The 474-nt window shown below is 47.0% G+C and carries 1 protein-coding gene and 1 pseudogene; both read right to left on the bottom strand.

Annotation, left to right across the window (positions count from 1 at the left end; genetic code table 11):
* Positions 1-149: 149 nt before the first annotated feature.
* Positions 150-347: a hypothetical protein gene (locus AAC854_RS23085; protein WP_340619125.1), complete on the bottom strand. Its 198-nt coding sequence runs from the start codon at positions 345-347 to the stop codon at positions 150-152.
* A 17-nt stretch (positions 348-364) separates the two neighbouring features.
* Positions 365-474: pseudogene (locus tag AAC854_RS23080) on the bottom strand (integrase domain-containing protein); the annotation flags it as partial.

Here is a 474-nt window from a genome sequence, read left to right as displayed (position 1 = left end):
CATCTTTGCCTATAGAGACGCCGGATAGATTTAAGCAAGCCAACCCGACATCAAAATCAGTGTTGCAAAAACGGGGGTGACCATAGATTTCTAACGTTGTTATTCATTCCTGCTACCCCTTTCCATTAATTAATATTGATGGTGGCGATTCAGACGGGGTTTGCACTACCGGAGTATCCACCGGCGAGACCGAAGTCTCCCCCGCCTGAACCGCCATTGAAAGGGCGATAGCAAACGCACTGGCAGAAACATCCTACCAGTGTTTGGATACTCAGGGGTGCAAATCCCTGACCATTGGTATTTGCCAATGGCTGTAATACTTTAACTGATTGTTTTATCTGACTCAATAACCGAACGACTAAATTTAACGGCTATAAACACGCTCAACATAGCGCCCGCGACCATCACCATGCCCCAAATCCATTGATACCAGCGCCCGTGCTTCCTGACGGCTAAAACCATGTTGTTGGTAAA

The sequence above is a fragment of the Xenorhabdus entomophaga genome, from assembly GCF_037996725.1.
GTDB classification, from domain to species: domain Bacteria; phylum Pseudomonadota; class Gammaproteobacteria; order Enterobacterales; family Enterobacteriaceae; genus Xenorhabdus; species Xenorhabdus khoisanae.
The sequence above is the reverse complement of the archived record's forward strand: the minus strand, read 5'-3'. Positions and strand labels throughout refer to the sequence as shown.